The 24,424-nt window shown below is 70.1% G+C and carries 18 protein-coding genes and 1 pseudogene; 8 read left to right on the top strand and 11 right to left on the bottom strand.

The genetic code is table 11. The annotated features are described in order from the left end of the window. Positions 1 to 279 precede the first annotated feature (279 nt). Positions 280 to 1,389, top strand: a complete 1,110-nt coding sequence (locus tag ASG60_RS02940; RefSeq protein ID WP_056384188.1) for a catalase family protein — start codon at positions 280 to 282, stop codon at positions 1,387 to 1,389. Positions 1,390 to 1,422: 33 nt separating this feature from the next. Further along, a complete protein-coding gene (locus ASG60_RS02935; protein WP_056384294.1) occupies positions 1,423 to 2,094 on the top strand; it encodes a haloacid dehalogenase type II in 672 nt (223 codons plus the stop codon). Between the two features lie 80 nt (positions 2,095 to 2,174). On the opposite strand, the gene ASG60_RS02930 is transcribed toward ASG60_RS02935, so the two are convergent. Then, the gene (locus ASG60_RS02930; RefSeq protein ID WP_056166014.1) at positions 2,175 to 2,945 is read right to left on the bottom strand and encodes a glucose 1-dehydrogenase; all 771 of its coding nucleotides are present in this window, start codon (positions 2,943 to 2,945) and stop codon (positions 2,175 to 2,177) included. Positions 2,946 to 3,013: 68 nt separating this feature from the next. Further along, positions 3,014 to 3,354: pseudogene (locus ASG60_RS02925) on the bottom strand (LysR family transcriptional regulator). Positions 3,355 to 3,561: 207 nt separating this feature from the next. On the opposite strand from ASG60_RS02925, the gene modA reads away from it, so the two are divergent. Together modA and ASG60_RS02915 are read left to right on the top strand one after the other, a co-directional pair. Further along, on the top strand, positions 3,562 to 4,347 hold the full coding sequence (modA, locus tag ASG60_RS02920; RefSeq protein ID WP_056384187.1) for a molybdate ABC transporter substrate-binding protein: 786 nt from the start codon (positions 3,562 to 3,564) through the stop codon (positions 4,345 to 4,347). Between the two features lie 8 nt (positions 4,348 to 4,355). Beyond that, a complete protein-coding gene (locus tag ASG60_RS02915; RefSeq protein WP_056265055.1) occupies positions 4,356 to 4,565 on the top strand; it encodes a molybdopterin-binding protein in 210 nt (69 codons plus the stop codon). A gap of 22 nt (positions 4,566 to 4,587) precedes the next feature. Here ASG60_RS02915 and ASG60_RS02910 read toward each other — a convergent pair whose 3' ends face one another. The 5 genes from ASG60_RS02910 to ASG60_RS02890 form a co-directional block, all read right to left on the bottom strand. Further along, the gene (locus ASG60_RS02910; RefSeq protein WP_056384186.1) at positions 4,588 to 5,073 is read right to left on the bottom strand and encodes an SAM-dependent methyltransferase; all 486 of its coding nucleotides are present in this window, start codon (positions 5,071 to 5,073) and stop codon (positions 4,588 to 4,590) included. Positions 5,074 to 5,091: 18 nt separating this feature from the next. Further along, the gene (locus tag ASG60_RS02905; RefSeq protein WP_056384185.1) at positions 5,092 to 5,862 is read right to left on the bottom strand and encodes an ABC transporter ATP-binding protein; all 771 of its coding nucleotides are present in this window, start codon (positions 5,860 to 5,862) and stop codon (positions 5,092 to 5,094) included. Between the two features lie 2 nt (positions 5,863 to 5,864). Next, positions 5,865 to 6,902, bottom strand: coding sequence for an iron ABC transporter permease (locus tag ASG60_RS02900; RefSeq protein WP_082531599.1), 1,038 nt, complete (start codon positions 6,900 to 6,902; stop codon positions 5,865 to 5,867). Positions 6,903 to 6,913: 11 nt separating this feature from the next. Then, on the bottom strand, positions 6,914 to 7,912 hold the full coding sequence (locus ASG60_RS02895; RefSeq protein ID WP_156398777.1) for an iron ABC transporter substrate-binding protein: 999 nt from the start codon (positions 7,910 to 7,912) through the stop codon (positions 6,914 to 6,916). Between the two features lie 61 nt (positions 7,913 to 7,973). Then, positions 7,974 to 8,999, bottom strand: a complete 1,026-nt coding sequence (locus ASG60_RS02890; protein ID WP_056166034.1) for a helix-turn-helix transcriptional regulator — start codon at positions 8,997 to 8,999, stop codon at positions 7,974 to 7,976. A gap of 465 nt (positions 9,000 to 9,464) precedes the next feature. Here ASG60_RS02890 and ASG60_RS02885 point away from each other — a divergent pair, with 465 nt between their 5' ends. From ASG60_RS02885 to ASG60_RS02875, 3 genes are all read left to right on the top strand, one after another. Further along, the gene (locus ASG60_RS02885; RefSeq protein WP_056357585.1) at positions 9,465 to 12,005 is read left to right on the top strand and encodes a TonB-dependent receptor; all 2,541 of its coding nucleotides are present in this window, start codon (positions 9,465 to 9,467) and stop codon (positions 12,003 to 12,005) included. Between the two features lie 434 nt (positions 12,006 to 12,439). Then, positions 12,440 to 16,303, top strand: coding sequence for an autotransporter domain-containing protein (locus tag ASG60_RS02880; RefSeq protein ID WP_244476566.1), 3,864 nt, complete (start codon positions 12,440 to 12,442; stop codon positions 16,301 to 16,303). Between the two features lie 76 nt (positions 16,304 to 16,379). Further along, positions 16,380 to 17,096, top strand: a complete 717-nt coding sequence (locus ASG60_RS02875) for a glycosyltransferase (protein ID WP_056265083.1) — start codon at positions 16,380 to 16,382, stop codon at positions 17,094 to 17,096. A 70-nt stretch (positions 17,097 to 17,166) separates the two neighbouring features. On the opposite strand, the gene ASG60_RS21745 is transcribed toward ASG60_RS02875, so the two are convergent. Genes ASG60_RS21745 through ASG60_RS02855 form a run of 4 tightly spaced genes read right to left on the bottom strand, consistent with a single transcriptional unit; the run spans position 17,167 to position 23,152 of the window. Then, positions 17,167 to 18,756 carry a glycosyltransferase family 2 protein gene (locus tag ASG60_RS21745; protein WP_082531583.1) on the bottom strand — a complete coding sequence of 530 codons (1,590 nt, stop codon included), beginning with the start codon at positions 18,754 to 18,756 and terminating at the stop codon, positions 17,167 to 17,169. A gap of 18 nt (positions 18,757 to 18,774) precedes the next feature. Further along, the gene (locus tag ASG60_RS02865) at positions 18,775 to 19,515 is read right to left on the bottom strand and encodes a hypothetical protein (RefSeq protein WP_162244769.1); all 741 of its coding nucleotides are present in this window, start codon (positions 19,513 to 19,515) and stop codon (positions 18,775 to 18,777) included. Further along, entirely contained in the window at positions 19,512 to 21,383 is a 1,872-nt protein-coding gene (locus tag ASG60_RS02860; protein ID WP_056384181.1) for a GSCFA domain-containing protein, read from the bottom strand. The genes ASG60_RS02865 and ASG60_RS02860 overlap by 4 nt, the downstream gene beginning before the upstream one ends. Next, on the bottom strand, positions 21,380 to 23,152 hold the full coding sequence (locus ASG60_RS02855; RefSeq protein ID WP_156398766.1) for a hypothetical protein: 1,773 nt from the start codon (positions 23,150 to 23,152) through the stop codon (positions 21,380 to 21,382). The genes ASG60_RS02860 and ASG60_RS02855 overlap by 4 nt, the downstream gene beginning before the upstream one ends. A gap of 363 nt (positions 23,153 to 23,515) precedes the next feature. Between ASG60_RS02855 and ASG60_RS02850 the strand changes: the two genes are divergently transcribed. Beyond that, complete coding sequence (locus ASG60_RS02850; protein ID WP_244476555.1) at positions 23,516 to 24,421, top strand: glycosyltransferase; 906 nt, start codon at positions 23,516 to 23,518, stop codon at positions 24,419 to 24,421. The last annotated feature ends 3 nt before the right edge of the window (positions 24,422 to 24,424 follow it).

The following is a 24,424-nucleotide window of genomic DNA, read 5'->3' as shown; positions in this document are numbered from 1 at the left end:
CGATCCGGCATCCCTCGCCGCGCGCCGCCGGCTTGGAGTGCCTCACAGAACTCGCGTTCATCGTCGGTTCGCACTCCGAGCACGACGGCGCAACGGGCGTTTTGTGAGAGATACTGAAGGCGCTCCGAATACTTGGACTTTCACGGGAAAGATCACGGTCCGGTCTCAGAAATCGCGCGGGATTCCATCTGGCACCATCGTGAACGCGCGCCTCCCACCCAGTCTGGAACGGGTCTCGACTGAGCCGGTTGTGCGCAGAGACCATCCGGAGACCTTCGCATGCCCGACAGCCCCGTCCGTTACAGCGCCGATGTCGAGGACGTGAAACCCGATGAGGGGCAGACGATCGAGGGGCTGTGCCGGACCTTCGATACGATTCTGGAGCGGACCGCCGAGGATTACGGGCACGCCGTGCGGTCCGTGCACGCCAAGGCGCACGGCATCCTCGAGGGGACGATGACCATCGCGGCCGGGTTGCCCCCGGAACTGGCGCAGGGCCTGTTCGCGGTGCCGGGCGAGCACCGGGTCTACCTGCGCCTGTCCACGAATGCCGGCGATCTCCTGCCCGACGCCGTATCGCTGCCGCGCGGCCTCGCCCTCAAGGTGCTGGATGCCCCCGGCGCGCGTCTGGAGGGGGCCGAGGGGACGAGCCAGGACTTCATCATGGTCAACGCCCCGAGCTTCCAGGCCAAGACCGCCGAGGCGTTCCATGGCAGCCTCAAGCTGCTTGCCAAGACGACGGACCGGGCGGAATCCCTGAAAGTCGCGGCCTCGACGGTGCTGCGCGGCGTCAACAAGGCGCTGCAGGCGGTGGGCGTGGAGAGCACGACCCTCGGGTCGCTGGGCGGTGCGCCGAACGTCGATCCCCTGGGCGAGACCTATTACAGCGTCACGCCGTTCCGGTACGGCGACCACATCGCCAAGTTCTCCCTGGCCCCCGTAGCCCCGGCGCTCCGGGCCCTGACCGGCCGGGAGATCGATGCCTCCGGCCGCCCCGACGCGATCCGCGAGACCGTCCAATCCGAGATGCGGGATATCGAGGCCGTGTGGGCGTTCCGCGTTCAGCTCTGCCGCGACTTGGAACGCCAGCCCGTCGAGGACCCGACCGTGGTTTGGAACGAGGAAGAGGCGCCGTTCCACACCGTCGCAACCATCACGGTCCGCCCGCAGGACAGCTGGGACGCGGGCCGTGTCGCGGCGGTCGACGAAGGCATGCGCTTCGGCGTCTGGACCGGACTCGCCGCGCATCGGCCGCTGGGCAACATCAACCGCGCGCGCAACGCGCCCTACCGGCACTCGGCCGATTTCCGCCAGCGTTTCAACGGATGCCCCATCCACGAACCGACCGGACAAGGGCCGATCGGACAAGTCCGGGACGGGGTGGTCTGACCCATGGCCGACGCTCAGCCAGCCGGAGCCGGCTTGCCGCCCCGCGTAAAGGTCGTCGCGTTCGACATCATCGGCACGGTGTTCAGCATGGCGCCGATGCGGACCGCGCTGACGGGACTCGGGCTTCCCGCCCTCGCCCCCGACTTCCTCTACACCGCCGCCTTGCGGGATACGTTCGCCTTGGGTGTGACGGGGGCCTTCGCACCCTTCCGGTCCGTCATGGCCGGCTGCCTCGACGAACTGCTCGCCATGCAGGGCGTGACGGCGTCGGCGGAGCAGAAGAAGGCGGTGCTCGGCCTGATGAAGACCCTGCCGCCGCACGACGACGCACGGGCGGCGTTCGAAGTGCTCGCCGGGGCCGGCCTGCGTATCGTCGCCCTCAGCAACGGGGCCGCCGAGACCACCCAGGGGCTCCTCGATGCGGCGGGCCTGGCCGGGCTCGTCGAACGGGTCCTGTCCGTCGAGGCGGTCGGTCTCGCGAAGCCCCGCCCGGAAGTATACCGCTATGCCGTCCGGGAGGCCGGTGTCGCCCCGGGTGAGATGGCCCTGGTGGCGACCCATCCCTGGGACATCCACGGTGCGAAGGCCGTCGGGCTCGTCGGCGGATACGTCGCGCGTGGGCGTCCGTTCTCGCCGGTGCTGCAGGCACCGGACGTGACCGGCGAGACGCTGCTGGACGTCGCCCGACAGCTCGCCGCGCGGTAGACCCACGCGACACGGTGGCCTTCATACCGCCGTGTCGGGGGAAGCCGGTCCCGGCGGGCCGGCTTCCCGTCATGGAGCGATCAGGCGCCGCCCCACTGCATGGTCAGTCCGCCATCGACCACGAGGGTGTGACCCGTGACGTAGTCGGAGTCGTGGGACGCCAGATAGAGGACAGCCTTTGCGATCTCGTCGGGTTGGCCGGCGCGGTGCCACGGAATCCGCTCCAGGGATGCCTCCAGCTTCTTCGGATCCTCGAACCGGTCGCTCGTCATCGGGGTCTCGATCAGGCCGGGCGCGACGTTGTTGACGTTGATCTTGTCCTCGGCGAGCTCCCGCGACAGGCTGCGGCAGAAGGAGCCGATGCCGGCCTTCGACATGCCGTAGGGCGCGCTCCCCGGCGTCGGCAGGTGCTGGGCCACGGACGAGACGGTCACGATCTTGCCCCGTCCGCCCTGGGCGCGGCGCACCGCGATAAAAGCCTTGGCGCAGAAGACCGGCCCCATCAGGTTGACCCGCAGGATCTGCTCCAGCTTCGCTTCCTCCATCTCCGCCACGGGCATGCCGCTCATGGCCTGACCGGCATTGTTGACGAGGATGTCGAGGACACCGAGTTCGCGTGCCACCTGCGCGAAGGTCGCCTCGACGGAGGCCGCGTTGCCGACATCGTCCTGAATGACGAGGCAGCGCCGCCCCTGCGCCTCTACGCAACGGGCGGTCTCCCGCGCGCCCTCCGCATCCGTGTTGTACGTGATGGCGACGTCCGCGCCTTCGCGGGCGAACAACTCCGCCGTCGCTTGGCCGATGCCCGAATCGGCCCCGGTGATGAGGGCACGCTTGCCTTGCAGCTTCATGATGATCCCGTGTTTCGCTGATGCGGGATCAATCGGCGCTTCCGAATGTCGGTTCCTGCGACGGAGAGTCAGGCGCCATCCTCCGGACTCGCGAAGCCGTCGAGGAACGGCCGCGCTGCCGCCTCCGCCGCGTCCTCGACGGCCCGGTAGCGCGCGACCACATGGGCCCCGAGGTCGGAGAGATGCGCGCCGCCGCCCGCCCTGCCGCCCGCCTGTGTCGCGACGACGGGCCGCCCGAAGCCGTGGTTCATGGCCTCCACCAACACCCACGCCCGTCGATACGACATGCCCAGCGCCCCCCCGCCGCCGAAATCGACCCGTGCTCCGCGATCGCCTCGAGGAGCCGGACCTTGCCGGGCCCGATGCGGTGACCGTCTCCGAGATCGATGCGGATGCTCAGGCGCGCCATCGTGGTCTTTCTTTTTCCAAAAGCGTCGTCTTCCAAGAGCGTCGTCTTCCAAGAGCATCGTCGTCCGATCGGCTCCGACACGAAGCCCTTCGGAAGAAAGCCCCTCGCCTTCGTTATGTCCGTCTGTATATATCGGGGGTGGCCACGCATGATATTCCGGGTGGCCCGTAGCCCGAACGTCTGTGCCTTCCCGAGGACCGAGCCCGCATGCGCGCCACCCTCCGTGCCCTCGTCTTCGCCGGCCTGATCGTGGCGGCCCCCGCCGCGCGGGCCGCCGAGACCGCCACAATCTTCGCGGCCGCGAGCCTGAAGACCGCCCTCGACGCGGCCGGCAAGGCGTTCACGGCGGAGAACGGCGTCGCCCTGAAGACGAGCTACGCCGCGTCGTCGGCCCTGGCCCGGCAGATCGAGCAGGGTGCGCCCGCGGACCTCTTCGCCTCGGCCGACCTCGAATGGATGGACTACCTCGAGAAGAAGTCGCTCGTGCGCCCCGGAACCCGGGTGAATCTGCTCGGCAACCGCATCGTGGTCATCGCGCCGAAGGACGCGACGATCACCGACGTGCCGTTCACCCCGGCGGGCTTCGACGCGGCGCTGGGCCCCGACGGGCGGCTCGCCACGGGCGAGGTGACCTCCGTACCCATCGGCAAGTACGCCAAGGCGGCCTTCGAGACGCTCGGCCTCTGGAGCGCCCTGCAGCCGCGTCTGGCCCAGGCCGACAACGTGCGCGCCGCCCTCCTGCTCGTCTCGCGCGGCGAGGCTCCGTTGGGCGTCGTCTACGAAAGCGATGCGAGGTCCGATCCCGGCGTGAAGGTGGTGGGTGTGTTTCCGGCGGACTCGCACCCGCCGGTCGTGTATCCGTTCGCCGTCACCGCCGAGGCAAAGGGGGACGGCGCGGCCCGCTTCCTCACCTTCCTCCGAAGTGCGGCGGCCCGGCCCTATTTCGAGGCCCAGGGCTTCCAGATCCTCGGCCCCCCTCCACCCCGCCAATGAGACCATCAATGAAGATCAGCGCGCGCAACACCCTCAAGGGCAAGGTCGTTTCCGTCGAGAAGGGCGCCACCACCGCCCACGTTAAGATCGAGGTCGCCGACGGCACCGTGATCACATCCTCGATCACCAACGAGGCCGTGGACTCCCTGGGCCTCGTGGTCGGAGGCCAGGCCTACGCCGTGGTCAAGGCGTCGGACGTGATGATCGCCGTCGACTGAGCGAGCGTCCGGGTCGCGGCCCCTACTCGAAGTCGCCCGGCTGCGGCGGGGCGACGGGGGTGAACAGGCTGCGGTCCGGCTTGAGGTCGAGGAGCGGCGTGCCATCGAGGCAGTCGAGACCGCGCACGGTCAGCACCGGCCCCACGACGGAGACGAGCCGCGCGATGGACGTCCCGATGGGGTTGGGGCGCACCGGCGAGCGCAGGGAGAAGGTACCGCGCGCGATCCCGTCGCTCGCCGGGCACTGGCGGACGAGGTCGCGCCGGGACGCGTCGAGCCAGTACAGCACCTCGATCCGCGCGTAGGCCGACAGCCCGTCGAGGGCGGCGACCCAGGGCTCGAACACCTCGATCCGGCACAGGGGGCCGTCGGCCCGCCCCTGACGCGGGCAGGCGAGGCGGTCGGTCCAGGGCGTGGAGATCCGCCCGACATAGACGAGGCCCGCATCGGTGGCGGCGGGCGGGGCCACGGCGATTTCGTTGGGGCGGATCTCGTTCAGGCGCACCATCGGCAAGGCCTCTCGCAATCAGGATAGGATCGGGGCGCAGACGGAGCGGCCGTATCCGGGCAGCGGCACCACCGCGACGGCGACGCCGTAGAGGCGCTCCAGGCTCGCGGGCGTGATCGTCTCGGCCGGGCCCCCGAGGGCGGCGAGGCGCCCTTCGTGCAGGAGCGCGACGCGGTCGGCGCAGAGGAAGGCGTGGTCGGGGTCGTGGGTCGACAGGATCACGGAGATCCCGCCGCGTGCGAGCCGCCGGACCTGATCGAGGACGCGGGTCTGATTGCCGAAATCGAGGCTCGCGGTGGGCTCGTCCATGACGAGGAGGCGGGGCTCCCCGGCGAGCGCCCGGGCGATGAGTACCATCTGGCGCTCGCCGCCGCTGATCTCCGTGTAGATGCGGTCGGCAAGATGCGTGACGCCCAGCGTCGCCAGCGCCCGTTCGGCGTGCTCGCGGTCGACCCGGCCCGGGCCGGCGAAGGGGCCGAGCCGGCTGGCGCGCCCCATGAGGACGACGTCGCGGACCGAGAACGGGAACAGCGCGCCGTGCGCCTGGGGCACGTAGCCGAGGCTGCGGGCGAGCCGGGCCCGCGACCAGCCCGCCACGTCGGCGCCGTCGAGCAGGATTCGCCCGGCCTGCTTCGGCAGCAGCCCCAGGAGGGTCTTGAACAGGGTGGTCTTGCCGCCGCCGTTGGGGCCGAGCAGGCACAACACCTCGCCGGCCGCGAGGGTGAAGGTCACGCCGGACCCGATCCTCCGGGCTCCGTAGCCGAACGCGAGATTCTCGACGCCGAACATCGTCAGGCCCAGCCCCGCCGGCCGCTGGCGAGGAGCCAGAGGAAGAACGGCGCACCGATGAGCGCCGTGAGGATTCCGAGGGGCACTTCCACGGAGGCGAGGGTGCGGGCGACGATGTCGACGGCGAGCAGATACCCGGCGCCGAGCATCAGGGAGGCCGGCAGCAGGCGCCGGAAATCCGGCCCCACCAGGAGACGGGCGACGTGGGGCACGAGGAGCCCGATCCAGCCGATGACCCCCGTCACCGAGACCGCCGCCGCCGTCACCAGGGTCGCGGCCATGATGAGGAGCGGGCGCAGGGCCCGGGTCTCGACGCCCAGCGCCCGGGCCTCCTCCTCGCCGAGACTCATCAGGTTCATGCGCCAGCGCAGGAGCACCAGGGGCACGAGGCCGAGGACGATGGCCGGCAGGATGGCGCCGACATCGCCGAGCGTCACCGACGCGAGGCTGCCGAGCAGCCAGTAGGTGATGGCCGGCAGCTGGTTGTAGGGGTCGGCCAGGACCTTGATGAGGGAGATCGCCGCCCCCAGCACCGCCCCGATAGCGACGCCGGCGAGCACCAGGGTCAGCACCGGATCGTGCCGGCGCACCGCGGCGCCGACGGCATAGACGCAGGCCACGGCGCCGAGGCCGCCCGCGAAGGCGAGACCCTGGATCGCCGCCACGGGGAGCGACAGGAAGATTCCGAGCACCGCCCCGAGGCTGGCGCCGGCCGAGACCCCGAGGATGTCGGGCGACACCAGGGGATTGCGGAACAGACCCTGGTAGGTCGCCCCGGCCGCCGCGAGGGCCGCTCCGACCACCAGGGCGGCGGCGACACGCGGCAGGCGCACCCGCAGCACCACCGTCTCGATGGTCGCGTCGGCGCCGGACGGCCAGCCGAACAGCTTGGCGGCGAGCACGGCGAACACGTCGCCCGGCGGAACGGCGTAGCGGCCGAGCCCGAGCGCCACGATGGCGAGGGCGGATAGGGCGAGGACCGGCAGTGCCCATCCGGCGAGGACGAGGGCCCGCCGTCGTCGCGCCCCCCGCAGGGCCATGGCCTCCGCCGTCACGGCGCCGCGGCGCCGTCGAGGAGGGCATCGACCTGCGCGGGCGTGAGGTCGACATGATAGAACCGCCGATAGAAGTCGCGCGTGACCTCGGTCAGGGGCTTCGGGAACAGGTCGGGATAGAGCGCGCCCGCGAGCCAGCGCACGCCGATGAGGCGATTGGCCCCGGGCGGCGCGTCGAACCAGCCGAAGGGCAGGGTCGGCGCCTGAAGGACGCGACGCTCGCGCACGGCCTTCACCCCGGCCCAGAGCGGATCGGTGGCGATGGCCTTTCGGAAGGCCGGGTCCTGGGTCACGATCACGTCCGGGTTCCAGGCCAGGACCTGCTCCGGCGAGACGGTGGCGAGGCCGGTCTGTCCCGTCGCCACGGCGACGTTGCGGGCGCCGACGACGTCGAGCAGTTCGGCGTTGAGGGCTCCGGCCGGCGCCGTCTCGAGGCCCCTGGGACCGCGCGCGTAGTAGACGCGGGGGCGCCGGGCTTCGGGAAGCGTGGCGACCGTGTCGGCCACCGCCTTCAGGGTCGCGTCGGCAGAGGCGGCCAGACCTTCGGCCGCGGACGGGTCGCCGATGAGGTCGCCGAGTTGCCGATAGGTCGCGGCGGTCTTCGCGAAGGTGCCGTCGAGGATCACGTAGGGAATGCCGGTCTGCGCCTGCACACGGTCAGCGAGGGAAGCGTAGGTCGGCCCCGTGCTGCCGACATCGACGATGAGATCGGGCTTCAACGCCAGCACGGCCTCGACGTTGGCGGTGCCGCCGCGCCCGGTGAGGCGCCCGGTGGCGGGCAGATCCCGCGTCTCGGGTGCCAGGAACGGACGCTCCGCCGGGGTCGGCGCGCGCACCCAGCCGACCATCCGGCTCGGCGCGAGGCTGTAGAGCATCACCGAGGCCGGCGGGCCGGCGGCGAGGATGCGGGCCACCCGTTCGGGAATCTCGACGACCCGTCCCGCCGCGTCGGTGAACGGGCGCGCCGAGGCGGGGAAAACCGCGAGGCCGCCCATGAGGAGGGCACCCGCGAGAACACGGACCCGCGTCCGCAAGTGTCTGACAACGTTCATCGGTTTAGTCGCCCTTCGCACGCCGGTAGCCGACCGTCCGATCCGCACCCTCCGCCACGGCCTCGGCGACCCGGTCGAGGAGGGCGTCGGGCAGCGAGGCGCTGCAGGCGAGGTAGTAGCATTCCCAGCCGAGGGAGAGGAACGCGAGGCCGAACCGCTCGGCCGCCGCTCGGGCCCCGAGGCCGGCATCGGCGGCCCCGGAGGCGATGACCGCCGCCACCGCCTGATGCGTGAACTCCTCCGTGGCGTAGCCCTGGATGTCCGATGGTTCGATCCCGTGCTCGGCGAGGAGGCGATCGAACCACACCCGCGTCCCCGACCCCCTCTGCCGGTTGATGGTCCGCGCCCGCAGGCGCGCGAGGTCGGCGAACCCCTGGATGCCGAGGGGATTGCCGGCGGCGAGCATCACGCCCTGCTCCCGCTCGAACAGGGGGCGGACGCGGATCCCGGGCGTGTCGCCGAGGTCGGCGAAGGCGGGGCCGGCGAGGGCGAGCCCGCCCGGACCGCAATGGAATCCGGCAGCGTCGGCGCGGCCCTCGGCGAGGCGGGCGACGGCATCCGCGCTGCCCGCGACGACGACGGCGATCCCCGGCCAATCGGCCAGCACAGTCATGAGCAGCAGGTCGTGGCTGGCGACGAGGGTGAGGGTGGGGGCCGCGTCGCCGAGGAGGCCGGCGAGGCGCGCCTGGACCGACCGGCCCTCGCGCGCCAACGGCCCCGCCAGGGCCGCGGCGGCCTCCGCGAGGGCATCGTGCAGCGCCACCCCCGTCTCCGTCAGGGTGCTGCCGTGCCCGCGCGTCTTCTGGACGATCTGGTGGCCGAGCGCGCTTTCGAGGGTGCGCAGGCGCTCCCAGGCGGCGCGATAGGACAAGCCGAGTTCCGTGGCGATGCCCTGGACCGAGCCGGTGCGCGCGATGGCCTCCACGATGGCGAGGGTTTCGGCGACGCCGAGATGCTGCTCGCCGATGCGGATCGTTCCGCCGATGCCGAGCGCGATGCTGAGCGGTTGTCCATCGGCGTCTTGCGTCATGGGAGACCGTCGCGAGTGCTGATCCGATGCCTCCGGTTTCGTGACCCGAGGCGACGGACGGATAGCACGCCGCGGGTGAAGCGGCCGAATGGACGATCGTACGTCCAGAGCCCGTTTCGTCCACCATCGCCCTCGATTCGACGGAGCGGTCGCCACCGCTCCGGACAGGGGATCCTGGATGAATGGTTCTCCATCGGAACGACGATTGCCTTCGGGTGGCTAGGCCGGCCGCGATTGCCGAATGATCCCGAACAAGATTGCCATTGTTGCCTCTAAGTCTCTGTCGAATAAGGGAAAAATGTGGCATGAACACCACTTGGTCCGCCATTCCGCTGCCAGGGAGCTCAGGATTCCCGATGATGATGCGGGATGGACTTGCCCTGTCCGCGCATCCTCGCCCATGAGTGAACAACACGTCGCCAGAAGGTGACGGTTACCAATACAATCCTGGGTCGGGAAAGAATCATGCGCTCGCTGCGGTACAGCCTATTTGCTTCAGTCGCGCTGCTGCCGTGCGTTGCTCAGGCACAGAGCACGGTTTCGCTCAGCGAGATCAGCGTTGTTGCAACCACACCGGTCGGCGTCGCCGCCGGAAATGGTGCGCCCAGTATTCCGGTACTGCAGGCCCCGGGCGGAACGGCTCTCCAGGTTCCGGATACCACGCGTCTGCGTGGCGGTGCTCTGCCGCTCAACAAGATTCCCAGCACAGTCGAGACGGTCACGGCCGCTGATCTGAATTTCGACCGCGCGACCTTCAACGCCGTCGAGACCCTGGCCCGCCGCGTGCCCGGTCTCAACCTGTCGGATAGCCAGGGCAACAACAACCGCGTCGACATCAACTACCGTGGCTTCCAGGCCTCGCCGGTGACGGGCGTGCCGCAGGGCCTCGCCGTCTACCAGAACGGCGTGCGCATCAACGAAGCCTTCGGCGATACGGTCAACCTCGATCTCATCCCGCAGGTCGCCATCAACCGCATCGACGTCGTCACCGGCAACCCGGTCTTCGGCCTCAACGCGCTGGGCGGCGCGATCAACATCCAGATGAAGAACGGCTTCAACTGGCAGGGCACCGAGATCACCGCGCTCGGCGGTTCGGACGCGCGCATCGCCGGCTCCCTGCAGCACGGCAAGATGATCGGCCCATGGAGCATCTACTTCGCGGGTGATGGCCTCAACGACCGCGGCTGGCGCTTCCAGAGCCCGAGCACCATCGGCCGGGTCTACGGCGACGTCGGCTACCGGACGCTGGATTCGGAGTTCCACCTCATCGGCCAGATGGCGCGGACCTATTTCGGCGCCGCCGCCGCGACACCCACGGACTTCACCCACATCGAGCCGCGGGCGATCTTCACCTATCCGCAGACCACCACCTCCGAAGTCGGCACCATCCAGCTCACCGGCCGCGTCGATCTCTCGCCGACCTGGGACATCTCCGGTGCCGCCTACTTCCGACGCTTCAGCCAGCGCTACATCGACGGCAACGACAGCGATTTCGAGAATTGCAGCACGCGCTCGAGCTTCCGCGGCCGGCTCTGCTACGAGGATGACGGCTTCAGCCCCTCGGCCGGCCAGTCGCAGCTCGCTTTCCGTAACCAGTTCCTGATGGTGGGCCGGGGCGCCCCGAACGGCATCCCGTTCACGGCGGGCGTTCCCTACGGCACCCTCGACGTCACCAAGACCGAGGCCACGGGCTACGGCGGCACGCTCCAGGCGGCCAACCGCGACCGGGTGTTCGGCTTCAACAACAGCTTCGTGGTCGGCGGCTCCATCGACGTCGCGGATTACGGCTACAAGTCGTCGAGCACGCTGGGCGTCATCAACCCCGACCTGTCGGTGACGACGAACCCGCTGACGCCCGCCTACGGCACCGTGCCGGGCCTCGGCACCGACTTCCTGCGCACGTCGGCTGCACTCGGCATCGCGCCGAGCTCGGTGACGGGCTCGAACCTCTACATGGGCCTCTACGCCACCGACACCATCGACATCACCGACGCCCTGTCGCTGACGGCCGGCGCGCGGCTCAACTTCGCCCGCATCTCGAGCCAGGACCAGACGGGCTTCTCCCCCGACGTGACGGGCACGCACTATTTCAACAAGATCAACCCGGTGGCGGGTCTGACCTACCGCTTCGCCCCGGGCCTCAACCTCTACGGCGGCTACTCCGAGTCGAACCGCGCGCCGACGCCCCTCGAACTCGCCTGCGCCAACCCGCTCCGCCCCTGCCTGCTGCCGAACTCCCTCGTGGCCGATCCGCCGCTCAAGCAGGTCGAGGGCCAGACCTACGAGGTCGGCTTCCGCGGCGCGCTGCCGAACTTCTACGATGGCGGCCTGGTCAACTATAAGGTCGGCGCCTTCCGCACCGATCTGACCAACGACATCCTGTCGCTCGCCACCCCGGGCAACGCGGCACGCGGTTACTTCGTCAACGTGCCGGCGACCCGTCGCCAGGGCGTCGAGGTCGGCCTCGAATACGTCGCCGACTGGCTCACCGTCTACGCGAACTACGCCCTGATCGACGCGACCTTCCGCTTCAACGGCACGCTGTCCTCGCCCAACAACCCCCTGTCGGTGGACGGCGCGATCGATGTGGTCCCGGGCAACAAGGTCCCGCTGATCCCCGACCACCAGTTCAAGGTCGGCTTCGACGTCGAGGTGCTGCCGCGCTGGCGCGTCGGCATGGCCATGCAGGCCTTCTCGTCCGCCTACTATCGCGGCGACGAGTCGAACCTGAACCGCAAGCTGCCCGCGTACTACGTGCTCAACCTCAACACGAGCTACCGGGTGAACCGGAACCTCGAGCTGTTCGGCTACGTCACCAACCTGACCAACAACCGCTACACGACGTTCGGCACCTTCTTCGAGCCGGGCCTCGTGGCCAACCGCTACCCCGTCAACGACGTGCGCACGACGACGCTCGCTCAGCCGCTCTCGGTCTACGGCGGCATCCGCTACACCTTCGGCGAGGCGCCCGCGCCGATGCCGGAGCCCATCGTGCGCAAGTACTGAGCCGTCATCAGTCACCCACGCCCGGTCATCACCAAGCATCGGTGACGACCGGGTCTCCGTCCGAAGGGCCGGCCTCGAACAGGGGCCGGCCCTTTTCGCATTCATGGGCTCTCGACGCGAATTGCCAGTTTTTCCTGTCCGTTCTGCCTGTTTTAAATAGAAATCCTGCCTGAATACCGTGATGTTCGTGTCTAAAGTCCGCGTTCTAAGAAGAATGTGTGATTGATTTGCATCTTGTAAAATCAAATACCGGACACCGGCCCTCGAACACAGAACTAATTTTTGACTCTGCTCGTGCTGTCCGTAATCGTCGCTCCATTGGCAGCGCATGCGAGCGGCCGACCAATCAAAATCATAAAATCCTGGGGGATACGATGTCGAGGCAAGGTCAAGTGCTGCGCCGCTCACTGATGGTGAGCGTTCCCGTGTGGAGCATGTTGATCGCCGAGGCCTCGGCGGCGTGCCAACCGGCTTCGCCCGCCAGCGGGCAGACCGTGACCTGCACCGATGCGCAGCCGACCGGCTACGTCGCGCCGGCCGCCGCCACCGGCCTCACGGTCAGCATCCAGCCGGGCGGCACCATCGGTTCGCAGCAGACGAGCGCCGGCACGAACCCGAGCTTCACCAATGTGCGGGTGAACGGCACGAGTATCGTCAACAATGCCGGCACCGTCGGCAACACCGCGCCGCTGAACCGCGACAATTTCGGCGTGAACCTGGCGGGTGACCGCTCGACCCTGAACAACACCGGCACGATCACCCTCACGGCGCCGGCCGGCAACACCACGACCCGGGTCTACGGCGCCTATTCGAGCGCGCCGGCGGGCTCGCAGTACGAGAGCACCACGGTGACCAATTCCGGCACCATCGCGGTGACGCAGAACGGCAACGGCATCGCCCGGGGCATCTATTCCGGCGAGAACACCACGCTGTTCACGCTCAACAACACCGGCCTGATTTCGGCGACGCGCGGCACCTCCGCCACGGCGACGACGGCCGTGGTGGCGGGAGTGGATTCCGACGACGATACCGACCGTCTCGTGGTCAACAACGCCGCCGGCGGCCGGATCACCGCTACGGGCACGAACACCCGCGCGATCTCGGGCCGCGCCGCCCAGTACGAGATCAACAACAGCGGCACCCTCACCAACACCACCGCCAATGAGGCCGCCATCGCAACCTTCGCGGTGAATGCCGGTAATGCCGGCGACGCCACCACTGTCCGCGCCTACAACACCGTCATCACCAACACGGCCACTGGCGTCATCAACGGCGATGTCCGCAACTTCGACCAGGATCTCCAGACCGCCACGACGGTGGTGAACCTGCGCCGCACCGGCACCCTCACCAACGCTGGCACCATCAACGGCAACGTCGCCTTCGGCGGCGGCAACCAGACCGTGAACAACACCGGCCGCATCACCGGCGGCCTGTCGTTCCTCGACGTTGCCGCCACCGTGAACACGGTGAACCTCGGCACCGGGTCCAGCATCGGCGGCAACATCACCGCGCAGGGCCTCGGCACGAACAATCTCAACCTGTCGGGCACCGGCACCCTCACCGGCACGGTCTCGGGCTTCACCAGCCTCAACCAGACCGGCACCGGCAGCGCCTGGACCACCGCCAGCGGCTCGGTCCAGAATCTCTCGGGCAACCTCACGGTGGCGGGTGGAAACCTGACCCTGGGCGCCGGCTCGACGCAGAACGTCGCCGGCCTGATCCAGGTGACGGGCTCGGGCGCGCAGCTCACCGTGAACAGCACGCTCACCAACAAGACCGTGAACCTGTCGGGCTCGAACACGAGTCTGGTCAACAACGGCACCCTCGTGGGCACTGGTGCGGCGGGCCGCGCCAACACCGCCGCCACCCGCGTCTACGGCGTGCTGACGAACTCGACGGGCGCCGACTTCGCCAACGTGGCGGTCACCAACAACGGCACCATCGCGGTGACGGAGAACGGCATCGGCATCTCGCGCGGCATCTATGCGGGTGAGAACATCGCCTCCATGGCGATCACCAACGCGGGCATCATCGCGGCGACCCGCAACGGCACCGGCACGGCGGCCGTGGCGGCCATCGATTCCGACGACGACGTCGCGGCGCTGAGCGTCACCAACCGCGCCGGCGCCACGATCAGCGGCACCGGCACCGGGGTCCGTGCCATTCAGGGCCGGGCGCACGCCTTCACCATCGCCAATGCCGGCACGATCACAGGCCCGGCGGGTGGTCAGGCCATCGTGGTCTACGGCGCCGGCGACGGCGTGCTCACCAACGCCGCCACGGGTGTCATCACCGGCGACGTGCGCTTCACCGACGCCGACCCACAGGTGGCCACCACGGCCAACCGCCGCAACAGCACCACGACGAATGCCGGGCGTCTCAGTGGCAACGTCCAGTACGGCATGGGCAACCACACCCTGACCAACACCGGCACGATCACCGGCAACATCACCTTCGCGGATGTCGCGGCGACTCGGAACACCGTGAACCTCGGCACCGGCTCGACCATCGGCGGCAACATCACCGCGCAGGGGCTCGGCATCAACGCCCTGAACCTGTCGGGCACCGGCACGCTCACCGGCAACGTCGCCGGGTTCACCACCCTGCGCCAGGCCGATGGCGCCTGGACCCTGGCCTCCGGCTCGACGCAGACCTTCTCGGGCGGCGCGACGGTGGCGGGCGGCGTCCTCACGGTGAACTCCACCCTCAACGCCAACACCGGCGTGGGCACCGCCGGCACCCTGGTGGGCACCGGCCGCGTCGCCGGCACTCTGACCAACGCCGGCATCGTCGCCCCGGGCAGCACCGCCGCCCCCTTCGGCACCCTGACGGTGACGAACTTCGTCCAGCAGGCCGGCGGCACGCTCCAGACCACCCTCGGCGTCGACGGCCAAGCGTCCCGCCTCGTCGCCACGGGCACCGCGGCCCTCGCCGGCACCGCCAGCGTCACGGCGGCGGCGGGCACCTACCTACCCAACGCCCGGTACACCCTGGTCAGCGCCGCCGGCGGCGTGCGGGGCAACTTCGCCAACGTCACCGACAATGGCTCGCTGCCCTTCCTGATCCGCGCGATCGCCTCCTCCGACGCCGACAACGCCTACGTCACCCTGGCCCAGCAGAGCTTCGGCCTCGTGGCGCAGACGGCGAACCAGGCCAACGTCGCCCGGGGCCTCGATGCGGCGCTCGCCAACAACCCGCAGGCGCTCCTCGTCATCGACAACCAGAGCAACGCCGGGATCGCCGCGACCCTCGACCGGGTCGCCGGCCAGGGCTACGCGTCGCTGGCCGATCCGCAGCTCCGCTCGGGCCGCGCGTTCGGCAGCCAGCTCCTGTCGCGGGCCTATGCGGCCAGCACGGAAGTCGGCCCGACGGGCTTCACCCTGCCGCCGACGGTCTACGCCGCCGACATGCCGAACCGCGCCCCCGTGCCCGCCCCCCGCTTCGTCGAGACGAGCCGCGGCTACGGCGTCTGGGCCACGGGCTACGGCCAGTTCGGAAGCGTCGACTCCACCGCCAACGCGGCCGGCCGCTCCGAGACCGTTGCCGGCATGGCGGGCGGCATCGACTTCCACCCGCAGGTCGGCACGGTGCTGGGCATCGCTGCGGGTTACGGCTCCGTCGACGTCGGCCTGAACCGCACCGGCGCGCGGGCGCACACCGACAACGCCCAGGTCGGCATCTATGGCGGCGTCTCCAGCGGCGCCCTCTACGCCAACGCCACCGTCGGCTACGCCCATGCGGAGGGCCGCGTGAACCGGTCCCTCGGCTTGGCGCAGATCCAGGCCGGTGGCGCGCAGGGCAAGGTTAGCGGTGATCAGTTCATCTCCGCGGGCGAGCTCGGCTACCGCTTCGCGGTTGCGCCCACCACGGTGCTGTCGCCCTTCGTCGGGTTCCAGGTGAACACCTTCGATCAGGACCGGGTCCGCGAGGGCAGCGTGGGCCCCCTCAGCCTCACCATCGCCGCCAAGGACTTCCTCTCGGCCCGCACCCTGGTCGGCGGCCGCTTGGAGACGGCGACGACGGTGCTGAACGGGCGTCCGGTTTCGTTCTGGGTCAAGGCGGCCTACGTCCACGACTTCGCCGATATCAGCCGCACCGTCGGGGCGTCCTTCACCCTGGTGCCGACGGTGCCGTTCGCGGTCTCCGGCCGTCGCCTCGCCCGGGACCGGGCTCTGGTCGGCCTCGGCGTGAGCACGGAACTGGCTCCGGGCTTGGCCGGCTTCCTCGGCTACGACGCCGAGCTCGCCTCCTCCGATACGATCCAGGCGGTGCGCGGCGGGGTTCGCTACACGTTCTGATCGGGCGCATCGGAACGATAGGGGCCGGCTCGGACACGAGCCGGCCCCTGTTGCTTTTTTGGAACAGGATGACGCGATGCCGTGGAAGGCCGGATGGCGGTGGCTGCGGGGTGGCAAGCCTGCGCCAAACTCCCCCGACGTCACCGTCGTGCTCACCTCGTGCGGGCGCCACGACCTTCTCGAACGCACGCTGGCGAGCTTCCGGGCCTGGAACACCGATCAAGGCATCGCCGAGATCCTCGTGGTCGAGGATGGGAGGGGCGACCCCTCCGCAATCTGCCGGCGCCACGGTGCGCGCCTGCTCCGCCTCGGCCGGTCGCGGGGGCAGATCGCCGCCATCGAGGCCGGCTACGCCGAGGTCCGCACGCCCTACATCTTCCACCTCGAGGACGATTGGGAATTCTATCGCGGCGGTTTCATCGAGCGCAGCCGCCGCCTGCTCGCCGCCGATCCCTCGACGATCTGCGTGTGGCTGCGGGCCTGGGACGACACCAACGGGCATCCCCTGCACTTCGTCTCCCCGGCGGGGGATTTCGGCGTGCTCGCCTTCGGCTACCGGGGCAAGTGGCACGGGTTCACGTTCAACCCCGGCCTGCGCCGCCTGTCGGACTATGCCGCGATCGGCAGCTTCAGCCGCATCCTCGTGAGCCCGCTGAAGCACGAGGGCCAGATCTCGCAGCACTACCACGCGCTCGGCTTCCGGGCGGTGATTCTCGATCGGGGCGGCTATGTCCGCCACATTGGCTGGGATCGGCGCATCCCACAGGGACCGGTGGACCCCCAGCCCGCCTGATCCCGGGATACCGAAGGGCAAGCCCTTCGGTGGGTGTCGGGCAGAGCCCGACTGTCTTCCCTGGCCTCCCTCAGGACGGCGTCCCCAGAGACATCAGGGCCAGCACCCGCGTTGCCGCCTCTTCCGGAGTTGTGAAGGTGGTGTCGAGGAGCGGCACGTCGAGCTCGGCCGCGAGGCGCCGGTAGGTGTCGATCCGGTCCTCCGGCATCTCCGCCGCGGCATCGATGCCGCGCGCGGCCAGCCGCGCCAGGGTGGCGGGGCGGTCGGCCCAGGTCATCACGCTGAACGGGCGCGGCTCCCACCCGGCGCGGTAGGCCTTCGACAGCAATTGCGACGCCGTGAACCAGTGCCGGTCGAATACCACCGGCCCCGGGGGCGCCTCCGCCAGCGCCAGGGCGACGGCGTCGTGCGCCACGGCGTCGGCGCGGTCGTGCTGGCCGAGGCGGGCGAGATGCACCATCAGGGCGCCGACCCGGCCGGCAAACGGGTCGAGCACCGTGGCGCCGAGAGCCGCCGCCACGTGGCGCGCCACCGCCGACTTGCCCGAGCCGTCGAGCCCGTCGACGGCGAGGGCGATGCGTCCGGCCTGGTCCGCCTTCTCCTGCGCCCGCGTACGCGCCGAGGGGTAGATCCGGCCCTCGCGCCGGCCGTGTTCGAGGTAGTGCAGCGCGCCCTGCCAGGGCAGGGTGAACAGATCGGCGAGGTCGGGATGCAGGCGCAGGTAGCCGCCCGCGTCGAAATCCCCGGGCAGGGGACCATCGAGGGAGACGAGGTCGGCCATGCGCCGGGCTTCCTCCGGGGGCGCGGCGTCGGCCCGACTCCGGACCCGACTCCGGAAATGACGCGCCAGGGTATCGTCGTCTCCGAGAATGCCCTCGGCCACGGCCGCCGCGCGGGCCGCAGGATCGAGCACGATGGCGTCGTACGCGGCCCGCAGGCCGCCCGCTTCCCAGGTCGCGTACCACCGCCGCCAATGGCCGCCGACGCTTCGGTCGAACTCGGTGTTGCGGGCATAGGCCGCCCCGCCCTGGATCACCTTCGCCTCGAACTGGGCGTAGGTCCGGATCGGATAGTGGTAGATGGTGAGGCGCGGTTCGTCCGCCTGCGTCACCGGGCGGTCGTAGGTCGCCTCGTGGTTGCCCTGGCCGATGGAGACGAATCCATCCGCCCGGCACACCGCCTTGGCGCTGACGGTGCGGATGAGCTTGGAGCGGCTTCGATCCGCCACCGGCGCCAGCACGGCGAGGGTCCCGTCGACGAGCACGTCGCGACCGCTGCCTTCCTCTGGCGGGATCATGTTGCGGCGGCGGACCATGAGCACATCGGCGGAGGCCTGCGCCAGTACCTGTTTCAGGTTGCCGCCGGCGGCGTGCCAGAACTCGTCGGCGTCGCTGTTGATGATCCAGTCGGCCTTCAGGAGATCGCGGGCGAGGCGCGCCATCCGGGTGACCCAGGCGTATTGTCGGTAATCCTGATCCTCCTCGACGAGGAGGCAGACCCGCCCCGTCGGCACGAACCGCGCGACCACGTCGAGGGTGCCGTCGGTGGATCCGTTGTCGGTGATGACGATGAAATCCACCCCTTGGGCGAGGTGGTAGGTGAGGAAGTCCGCGATGATGTCGATCTCGTTGCGGATCAGCAGCGTCATCACCAGGCGCATCGTCGCCCGCCTCCTTTTTCACGTGAAATGGTTAGCGATTTCGTCACGCATGAGGGCGCCGTAGGAGGCGTTGGCGTGGGTGACGTCGTGCGCCCAGTAATCCGGGTGGAGACAGCCGTCGGCGTCGGCGCAGGCCGCGGGTGCCGGTACGAAAGCGATGCAGAACCGGTCCGCCACCGCCCGCTGCACGTTTTGCTCCACCTGCCAGAGCTTGAGCCGCACCGTGGCGGGCGTCAGAGCGAGGTCGTGCGGATCGAGGCCGTGAGCCGCCGCGAGCTTGGCGCCGTAGGCCCCGATGCCGATGAGTTCGGCGAGGCGCGCGGCATCGGCTTTCGGCGGTGGCGCGCTGACGAGAACGACGCGGGCGGGGCCATGGGCCGCGAGCCGCTCCAGGAACGCCGCGAGTCCCGCCCCGGTCTCGGCGAAGCGCGCACGCACGGCCCGCTCGGGGACGACGACGGCGTTGTCGCGCAACGGCAGGTGGGCGAGTTCGGCGACGACGAGGTCGAAGGCGGGGCTGCCCTGGAGAAGGAAGGCATCGTTGTAGCGGTTGCCTTCCCAGGCCAGCGCGAGGCGCCGCCCCGATGCGTGCGCGCAGAGACGGTCCCAGTACACGGCCTGCTTCGGGCTTCCCGAGAGGCCGACGAAGCGCCGGTCCTCGGTGTCGAGGGGCAGGAGGGCGGGTGCCTCGGCGCGGTCGCCCCGCGCCACGCCGAGCGCCTTGCGGTGCGAGTGGCCGGCGATGACGATGGCGCTCACGACGTGCCCCGCCACGGCAGGATGCCGCGCTCGGTCATCAGGGCCAGGGCCCGTTCCGCCGCCGCCTCGGGCGTGGTGCGCGAGGTGTCGAGGAGCGGCACGTCGAGTTCGGCGGCCAGCCGCCGGTAGGTCTCGACCCGGTCCTGCGTCATCTCCAGGGCGTCGCGGTCCTCGCCGCGCGCGATCATGCGGGCGACGGTGGTCTCGCGGTCGGCCCAGCACAGGAGGGTGAAGGGCCGGGGCTCCCAGCCGGGGCGGTAGAGCGAGGAGAGCAGCTGCGAGGCGGTGAACCAGTGCCGGTCGAACACGATGGGCACGCCCTCGGGCACCCGGTCCATGGCCATGGCGACCGCGGCGTGAGCGACGGCATCGGCGAGCGCGTGCTGCCCCGTGCGCGCGAGCCAGACCAGGAGCGGCCCGTTGCCGTCGTAGGGATGGAGAACGCAGCCGCCGATGGCCTCGGCGACGAGGCGGGCGATCGTCGACTTGCCGGCCCCGTCGAGCCCGTCGAGCACGAGGGCGATGCGCTGGGCCTGTGCCACCTTGGTCTCGGCGCGCGTCACGTTCGAGGGATAGAGCCGGCCCTCGCGGCGTCCGTGTTCGAGGTAGTGCAGGTCGCCCTGCCACGGATGGGCGAACAGGGCCGCGAGGTCCGGGTGAAGGCCGATATAGCCGGCGCCCTCGAAATCCGGCGGCAGGGGGCCGTGCTCCGCCGCGAGCGTGGCGATCCTTGCGGCTGTCTCGGGATCGGGGGCATCGTCGGGCATGGCGGCGGTCTCGGGGCTCGGTGACCCGTGAGTGGGGGCGGGTGGTCCGGTGGGGCCGGGATGCCCGGCCATCTCCTCCTCGCATTCGGTCTCGGCGATGGCGCCGGAGAGGACGGCGCTCACGGGCGTCGCCGATGGGGCTGGGTCGGTCTCGCCCGGCGGGTCGCGGCCGCACGCGGCGAGGAACACCCGCATCACCGCCGCGATCCCCTCCCGGCTGACGTTGCGGCGGTCGGGGGCGAAGAAGGTGTCCGGCGCCTGGGGGCCGGTGACGATCTCGTAGGCCGGAAAGTAGATCACGTCGGTCGCGCCGCGGGCGACGCTCTCGGGGGCCACGCGCAGCACCGCCTTGGCGTGGGTGGAGGCTTCCAGCACGTGGCGCCCGCCCGCCGTGGCGACGAGGGGCACCGGCGAGACCGTGAGGATGATCCTGACCGCCGGGTTGAAGGCGCGCAGGTCCGCGACGAAGGCGGCGAGGTCCTCCGTCACCTCCGCGCAGGAAAACTCGACGAACCGGTGCCGGGCCGGATCGAACCGCCCCGCCACGGTGCCGGGGCAGGCGGGAAACACCGCCCCGTCCCGGGCCGTCCAGGCCTCCGTGAGTCCGAGGGTGACGATGAGCACGCCGGCCCGCGCGAAGGCATCCCGCGTCAGCCGCAGGTGCTGGGCGGTCAAGGCTTCGAACTCGGCTTCGGTTCGGGCGGCGTAGCGCAGGCCGGGCCGGTAGGGATCGACGATCCGGTCGGGTTCGCACCAGCGATCCTCTTGCGGCGCGAACGTGCCACAGGCTCGCCGCAGGAGCTGCAGCAGTTGCCGGGCGGTGTAGACGTTGCCGTAGGCGGCGCTGTAGCGGCCGTAGCCCATGGCTTCGGGGGGAATCCGCAGCCAGTCGGCCAAGGGCTCGGTGCGGAGGTAGTGCAGGCCGGCCCGTTCCAGGAACGGAACCAGGTTGGCGGCAAAGCAGCTGCCCACGGACATGATGGCGGCGTCGTGCGGAATCAGCGGGTCGGTGGCCGGATTGACGAGGGCGTGGGGGGAGCGCTCCGCGAAGGCACGGCCCCAGAACGCCCGGTCGGGCAGCCCGCGATAGGGATGCGTCATCGCCGGGCGTCGCTCCTGCGGAATGCGAGGCGGCCGAGGCCCGTCGCCAGCACCGTCCGCACCACGGCGGCAAGGGCCGGCCTGCCGCGTCGATGGAAGGCACCGCGCCGTGCTCCCGCTTCCTCCGGTGACGGGCTTTGCCCTTGCATTGTGCTTTGCGCAGCGGCAAGGGCGTGCGCCAGCCGCCCGCGCTCGCGGTCGAGCTCCGCCGCGTAGCGGACCACCCGGTCGGTCCGGCGGCGGGATTCCTCCAAGTCCTCGGTCACCGCGGCGACCCGGCGGTCACCGTCCGCGCGGAGCGCCGCAACCTCGCCATGCAGGTGGGCGAGGGCACGGTCTCGTTCGGCGAAGGGGTCGGGCGGGCCCGTGCGCAACGGCAGCGACGTCGCTCCGAGCCACGCCCGGTTCCGGCGCGTTTCGATCCCGCTCACCGCCGTCTGGAACCGATTTTCCCGGGCGAGCGCCTCGTCCAGGGCCGCCGCGTCGAGGGTGATGCCGAGGCCCTCGGCGACAGCGAGCACGAGCGGCAGCAAGGTCGGGCTGATTCCGGGGGCGGGCGACCCGCAGACCTCGACATCCGTGAATGCGTTGATCAGCCCCCGCACGAGGAGATGACCGAAGCAGAGGGCCTCGACCTCCCACTCGGCGTCGATGAAGACCGGGACGCCGCCCCGGTGCAGGAGATTGCGCGGAATTGCATCGACGGCCTCGCCCGGAAGCGGCGTTCCCAGGGTGAGGTCCGCGCCGTCGGCATAGTGCGCCCGCACGGCATCCCGCCAGACCGAGGCCCAGGCCACGATCCCGGCCACGGTCCAGCCGTCGTGGGCGAGCAAGGCCTGCAGACCCGCCTGCCACGGCACGCCGGGCACGAAGGGCTCGTCGGGGAACCGGTTGGTCACCCCATCCACCGTTCGCGGCAGATCCGCGTGGAGCGGCGCACGGGTCACGCGGATCGCATCGCCCACGCGCACGAAGCCGACCACCTTGTCGAAGGCGGGTCGGCGGCGATGGCCGAAATGCAGGGCGAGCCGCGGGTCTTCCGGAAGGGTCGACACCGACGCCGCGACCGCGAAGGCGGGGGCGAGATCGCCGAGGAGTTCGGCGCGGGCCACGGCCGCCCAGGCACGCTGGAGCGAGAGTCCGCCCGGTCCGGGGCCGTCCGGATCGAACGGCGCAGCGGCAGCGGCGAGGAGACCGGGCTCGAACGGTCCACCCGCGTCGAGACCGCGTTCGCCGACGAGGCTGAGGGCGAGGCGGTGATCGGGAAAGGGAAACCACCATGCCTGCTGCGTGAGGCCGAGGCGGGCGAGCCGGTCCCGCAGGCGGCGCCGCGTCGGCAGCGCCGAGCCGTCGGGATGCGCGCGATCCGCGAAGCCGACCGGGTCGAGGGTGGCATCCGCCTCCGAATGGCCGGTGAGGTGGCGCAGGCTCGACGCGTTCGCCACCACCACGACGAGCCGTCCACCGGGCCGCAGGAGCCCGGCCGCTCGGTCGAGGGCCTGGGTGAGACGGTCGGTCCCGGCCCCCGAATCCGGCGGACACCGACGCGCTGAATCGGCTTCCCCTTCGCCGGGGGGGACGCCGAGGCCGTCCAAGGCCGAGGTCGTTGGATGGAGCAACACCACGGCATCGTAGCGAGACTGGTCCGCTCGCGCCTTCAGGATCGTCACCGACCGTGCGGTCTCACGGAGGGCCGCCACGAGATCGGCGGTCGCGCCCCCGGCGACGAGGACCGAACCGGTGAGGAGTGACCGAAAGGGATGGAGCACGCGCGGATCCGTGCCGGACATGTCCGTGCGCGCCGACTGCGTCGCCTCGCGAAGATCTGCCGGAACATCCCAACTCATTTGCCGATCAGAAGTATAGTCTATTGCCACTTTTACCCAATAGGCGGTTTTTTTGCGATTGCATGGACAATCGAAGGACCCAGACTTATTGTTCTAGCGTTCACAAAGTCAAACCGACAGGCCCCGTTGTTCAGCCCGAGTCGCAGGATGAATTTTTACAACGGCCGGAGTTTTGGCCGGCCGAAAGTGCTCGTGACGAGTACGTTCAACGATGCAATGAACACGAATACTTCGATTCGCCCCTGCTTGGCAGAAGGGTTTGCTGAGGTTCTTGGATCCGATCGCGTGCTGGCGGTCCCCCTCGACCTCGCGCCGGCAGCGATCCGTGTATTCTACCCCGATCTCGTGGTTGCGGTCGGCAGTATCGTGCCGGATGCTTCGGATTTGCGCGGTCTTCGCCGTGCCGCCGACAGTATAGGCGCCGAACTGGCTTACTGGCTTCACGACGACCCGTACGAGTTCGATTACGCGTTCAAGGCCGAACTCACCGCGGACATCATCTTCTCGAACGATTCCTGGGCGGTGCACCATTACCGGCATGACAACGTCCACCACCTGCCCCTGGCCGCCTCGCGGACGCGGCACCTCCGTGATCTCACGCCGCTGCCCGAGCGCGAGACCATGGTGTTCTTCTGCGGTGTCGCCTACCCGAACCGCGTCGCCTTGATCCGCCGTGCGGATGCGGTGCTGTCGCGTCATCCCGTGGCGATCCTCGGGACCGGCTGGCCCTCCGACATCCGCTGCGCCACCAACCGGCGCCTCACCGCGGCCGAGATGGCGGATCACGCCGCCGACGCCCGCCTGACCCTCAACATCGGCCGCGATCTCGATATCGCCAACCGGCGCTTCGCCCTGCCGCCAGCGACGCCGGGGCCGCGCACCTTCGAGGTCGCGCTCGCCGGTTCGGCGCAGCTGTTCTTCGCCACCGGCCTGGAGATCTGCGACGCCTTCGAGCCGGGCCGGGAAATCCTCCTCGTGGACGGGGTCGCCGACATCGCCCGCGCCATCGAGCAGGCCCTGGACGACCCCGATGCGATCCAGGCCATCGCGATGCGGGCGCAGATCCGCGCCTTGCGCGACCACACCTACACGCAGCGTGCCGCCCGGATGCTCGCCCTCTGCCACAACACGGCGGGCCTCGGCCTGTCCGGCGGATCGGAGCGGCCGCGCCTGGCCCTGGCCCGGCGCTGACGA

Origin of the sequence: Methylobacterium sp. Leaf469 (genome assembly GCF_001424745.1) — a bacterium.
In the GTDB taxonomy this organism is placed as follows: Bacteria; Pseudomonadota; Alphaproteobacteria; order Rhizobiales; family Beijerinckiaceae; genus Methylobacterium.
This window is presented reverse-complemented; position numbering and strand designations above follow the sequence as displayed.

Bases quoted from the DNA above. Each gene is read 5' to 3' on its own strand.
- modA (WP_056384187.1), top strand. From the start codon at position 3,562: ATGCGCGCCACCCTCCGTGCCCTCGTCTTCGCCGGCCTGATCGTGGCG.
- ASG60_RS21745 (WP_082531583.1), bottom strand. From the start codon at position 18,756: ATGCGCCTGGTGATGACGCTGCTGATCCGCAACGAGATCGACATCATC.
- ASG60_RS02890 (WP_056166034.1), bottom strand. From the start codon at position 8,999: ATGACGCAAGACGCCGATGGACAACCGCTCAGCATCGCGCTCGGCATC.
- ASG60_RS02875 (WP_056265083.1), top strand. From the start codon at position 16,380: ATGCCGTGGAAGGCCGGATGGCGGTGGCTGCGGGGTGGCAAGCCTGCG.
- ASG60_RS02905 (WP_056384185.1), bottom strand. From the start codon at position 5,862: ATGTTCGGCGTCGAGAATCTCGCGTTCGGCTACGGAGCCCGGAGGATC.
- ASG60_RS02930 (WP_056166014.1), bottom strand. From the start codon at position 2,945: ATGAAGCTGCAAGGCAAGCGTGCCCTCATCACCGGGGCCGATTCGGGC.
- ASG60_RS02900 (WP_082531599.1), bottom strand. From the start codon at position 6,902: ATGGCCCTGCGGGGGGCGCGACGACGGCGGGCCCTCGTCCTCGCCGGA.
- ASG60_RS02940 (WP_056384188.1), top strand. From the start codon at position 280: ATGCCCGACAGCCCCGTCCGTTACAGCGCCGATGTCGAGGACGTGAAA.
- ASG60_RS02880 (WP_244476566.1), top strand. From the start codon at position 12,440: ATGTTGATCGCCGAGGCCTCGGCGGCGTGCCAACCGGCTTCGCCCGCC.
- ASG60_RS02895 (WP_156398777.1), bottom strand. From the start codon at position 7,912: ATGGGCGGCCTCGCGGTTTTCCCCGCCTCGGCGCGCCCGTTCACCGAC.
- ASG60_RS02860 (WP_056384181.1), bottom strand. From the start codon at position 21,383: ATGACGCATCCCTATCGCGGGCTGCCCGACCGGGCGTTCTGGGGCCGT.
- ASG60_RS02885 (WP_056357585.1), top strand. From the start codon at position 9,465: ATGCGCTCGCTGCGGTACAGCCTATTTGCTTCAGTCGCGCTGCTGCCG.
- ASG60_RS02910 (WP_056384186.1), bottom strand. From the start codon at position 5,073: ATGGTGCGCCTGAACGAGATCCGCCCCAACGAAATCGCCGTGGCCCCG.
- ASG60_RS02915 (WP_056265055.1), top strand. From the start codon at position 4,356: ATGAAGATCAGCGCGCGCAACACCCTCAAGGGCAAGGTCGTTTCCGTC.